The following is a 3,971-nucleotide window of genomic DNA, read 5'->3' as shown; positions in this document are numbered from 1 at the left end:
CACCGATTGAAGACCGAGCGCAACTGTCCGCTTGTCTCCAGGAAACAATAAAAGCTACCATCTGATTGACCGCTCTCAAACAACGGATTGCTCCTCCAGCGGACGCATACCGTCGAGTTCGCCACCAACAGTGTTAGACCCAATAGAAAAGCGCACAAATTGCTTCTGCGTTTCGGCTAAGTATACGGCAAGATCAATCGCGTCTCGCGTGGGCATTGCCGGGTTAGCGAGCCCAGCCTGAGTGCGCGCTGCTACATGACGAATGCACGCATCCAGGTTTTCATTTGGCAAACCGGCAGACAGCAGCGCGTCAGGTAGCCCCTGACCGTAACCCAAAAGTATCCGGTTTATCGCTTCCGTCTGACCACCCCAGCTGATCATGCTCGGGGCATCCTTAGGTGCTTCGCAAACAGGGTCTGGGCAATCGCCGTCCTGAATCTGGATTTTCCAAATCTCACCTAAGTCCGCATTTGCTGAGTAACCACCAACCCAATACTGAAAAGTGCCTTGGGGCTTTTCTTCCAGCTTCGCGAAGCGTTCCTCAAACAAGTACTTTCGCGCTTTCGCAGCCACTTCTTCAATCGAGTAGTCATCAGTCGATATCTGGTAATCGCCGTCACCGTTCGCAAGAAGCGCTCTCAGGTCCTTTGATATGGTCGAAATTGAACAGGCACCAAAATTTCCGATTCCAGCGGTCATAGCTGCGATAGGAAGCTTTTTGTGGAGATTGAATACCTTGTTCGCATGATCGTAGATGTTCACGACAAGGTGGTTGCCCTGCGGATCTACGCCAGTCAACGAAGTCGCACTGTCTGCGGTAAACACAATGCAATCGTGAACTTTAAGCGCTACACAAACGGTCATCTAAAATCCTCTCAACAATATTGAATCAAAAAAATCCATGAGATTCAAAAAGATAATGTGATTCTTTTTCAAGGACTTGTCACTAGCGCATATGCCGAATGCTAAGCGCACATAGAATTGACCCCGGGATTTAGTCCATGTTTTTCCCGCGCAAACATTGCAAAAAAGCATGGTTCTTGAGGTTAGAAAGATGGCGCCACAGTAGGCAAAGTGTTTTCGATGCTTACCAAGCAGTCAATTTAGCAATTAGAACTCTTCGAACACCCTAAATGTGGCCGACGTCGGAACGGCGCACTGATGCTTGGACTTGGCGCAAATGGCACAACGCTACGTAAGCTAGCCGAACGGCCACGCTCTGCGTTGTAGAGCGTTGCTCAGCACGTACTCGCTGTGGGCAGACGCAACTACCGGTATTGATGCGTTCTGCAAAATACTTACCGAGATGGTAAAACCATAAACATCACCGCGGGCACATTGCCAAAACACCGCGAAACATACCCGCATGCTTTGCAGCCTCACAATTCTATTTCAGAAACTAGCATCGCTTCGAAAAGTAGCGTTACTACTGTATTCTTGATCAGCGTTACTTGTCGCGACCATCTACTGGTTCAGCGTGATGTGCCACAGTTTATATCCTTCGGAGCGATGAATGCAGTCTGAGTGTATGGAGTTTTTGCCGTCGATCCGACGTTGTTGATGTGGTTAACGAGGCGATCTACAAAGATAGAGCAAGCCAAAGGCTTGAAACCCATGCAGTACTGTTGGGGAGAAACACCAAACGCAAACGGGTTCAAGTCTGTCGAGGTTCTTCAATAGGAATGCATTTTGATTGAGATTATTGACGCTGAGAGCGCTAGATCTTGGCTATCACAACAAGATCGACAAATTCGGGTTCGGTTTGTAGCACGTATGGCTCTAAGATCATTTCCTGCAGCGATTGGGGAAGCGCCATTTGATCAAGAAAATACTCTACGGTTGTTGCACCACCTACTCATTGCTACCGTCGCTAGTTTCGATTTGGGCGCTGCTAGGAAAGCCGCACGCTTTGCGTTTGGCAGTGTGAGCTACGCAGGTTCGGCCCAACAGATTTACAATGATCAGTTGTTTTTTACCTCACCACATCCAAGTCAAAATCAAGTTTTGTATGGAGATGAACAGCCACCGGCAGGATCTCTCAGAAGGGAAGTTGCCGAGAATGCAATTAGCAATGCTCTAGCTTGGGCAGTCGGCTTCAGTGAGCCAGACCCTTCAGTTGAATATGGGGGAGGTTTCTGGGAGTTGGCTTGGTTGGCTGGTGCTGAAAATGCGGCCAAACTAGCCACATCAGACATAGAGGCTTTAGGAGAGTGGCCCCCTCTATGGGACGTTAATGGACGCCCAAGTAGTGTCTTGGGTGACTACTCGAACCTTGATGATCTATTTGCTTTTGACAAAGGCGTATGGGGGTTTTGGCTAAGATGGTTCAAGGCAATCCACGATGGCAAGCCTATGCCTTGGGAACTGAGCGGTTTGATTGCTTCATCGCTATCTGATCAAGATTGGAAATCGGGGCCCGCACACGTGGCTCGGGAGATAGAGAAAATCGAGGCTCTATTTTCTGTAAGGCAATCATTGTCTGAACTAGAAAAAGAACGGGCCGCAGTAATCTCTGACAGTCGGCTAGGGATAGGTGGAAACAACCCCCCCGAAGAAGTTGAGCTGCCATCTTCCTTACGAGAAAACTATGCAATCATTTGGGCGGCGGTCGATGAAATCGCCGAACAAGCCGAGGCTCAGGAGCCGGACAAGTCATTAATTTTATCTGCGTTAAAGAAGCTTACGGATGCTTTGAAATCTTGCTTAAGTTGGGTGGGGCGGAAGGCTGATTTAGCAATTGATACAGCGATCAAGTGGGGCATTCCTGCGGCTGGCGGATACTTTGTTCTCAACCCGAGTAAGTTTCAGGCATTGATTGAAGCAGTAAGAAACTGGAGTGCAACACTGCCATAATTTGAGTCGCGGTTGGTGTTTTCCTAGCCTCCAAAAACCGTGCCACGACACCAGGCACGAATAGAGGAGTTGACATGGCGAGGAAGCGGCATTCGGACGAATACATCTTGAAATTGTCTGCGTAAGATTGAATTTCCACGCAGCCGCGTCCGTCACCCCAATCGGTCGAGCTGACGAGACCAGCGCGCATTGGGATACGCAGATGGCAGTTTTCCCACTGATTAGATTGGCGTTGAAAGTAGAACTTTTTTCTTCGAGTGTCGGGCTGAAGTTTCCAGATGAGAATACAAGATGTCTTACTTGATTGACGAAAAGCATTTGCCCGATTTTTTTCCAACGCAGAACCATGATGCAACCTTTTGGTAGGCGCTAGGGCGTTCTGTCGCGACGTTTGGTTTCTTGGAAGACACACTGCGCAGCGCAATTTTCTTCTTTACCGGAACGGTCCCAGTTCCCGATGACAAGATAGCGACTGAAACGGATGACTGGATTGCCAAACTGGAAAAGGCATTGAGCGACCCTTTGGGGCCATTGACCGATGTCTTTATCAAGTCGGTCAAAGCCCATCCATCGAAACCTGTTGCAGACGTAGATCAACTTGAACAAAGGTTGAGGGATGGTGCTAAACTGAGAAATGCACTCTGTCATGGGTCGTGGGGTTTGCCGAATGGCTCCGGCGCGTCTCGTTTGAAGTACATGGAGCGTAGGTCGAAAAAGTCGCTCATTGATCCGATAGACGTTGCCTTCTTGACCCAAGTTCAGACTGGCACTTGTGAGTTGATAATTGATGTAGTCAACTCGGTTACGATACTCGGATATGCCTTCCCGGGCACGAATGGACCCGGTGAGATTTTTTGGTCGGAAGAAAACTAGTCAGCATCACCCATCACTGTTTGTGATCCATTCTTGGCGGGAGTCTGCTAGTTGATCGGTAAATCAGAGACAGATTCTGGCAAGTTCTCAACGCCTCCAGAAAACCGGACACTCAAGTTAAGCGCCGTATCAGGTGACCCAACCCCCTGAAATCAGGCCATCGAGGTGTTAGTAATCCGTCCAAGAAAAGGATGGACCATGAAACGCAGATTTTCAGACGAACAGATTATTGGAATGATCAAGGA

The 3,971-nt window shown here is 48.8% G+C and carries 3 protein-coding genes; 2 read left to right on the top strand and 1 reads right to left on the bottom strand.

Annotated features, from left to right (window positions below; translation table 11 throughout):
* Window positions 1–75 precede the first annotated feature (75 nt).
* On the bottom strand, window positions 76–864 hold the full coding sequence (locus AC2FND_RS19725; protein WP_496771410.1) for a hypothetical protein: 789 nt from the start codon (window positions 862–864) through the stop codon (window positions 76–78).
* 825 nt (window positions 865–1,689) lie between these two features.
* On the opposite strand from AC2FND_RS19725, the gene AC2FND_RS19720 reads away from it, so the two are divergent.
* Entirely contained in the window at window positions 1,690–2,853 is a 1,164-nt protein-coding gene (locus tag AC2FND_RS19720; protein ID WP_496771409.1) for a hypothetical protein, read from the top strand.
* A gap of 399 nt (window positions 2,854–3,252) precedes the next feature.
* Complete coding sequence (locus tag AC2FND_RS19715) at window positions 3,253–3,726, top strand: hypothetical protein (RefSeq protein WP_496771408.1); 474 nt, start codon at window positions 3,253–3,255, stop codon at window positions 3,724–3,726.
* The last annotated feature ends 245 nt before the right edge of the window (window positions 3,727–3,971 follow it).

The organism is Ruegeria sp. BHSB056 (assembly GCF_059613305.1).
This window is presented reverse-complemented; position numbering and strand designations above follow the sequence as displayed.

Coding starts and splice junctions, on each gene's coding strand:
- AC2FND_RS19725 (WP_496771410.1), bottom strand. CDS start 864: ATGACCGTTTGTGTAGCGCTTAAAGTTCACGATTGCATTGTGTTTACC.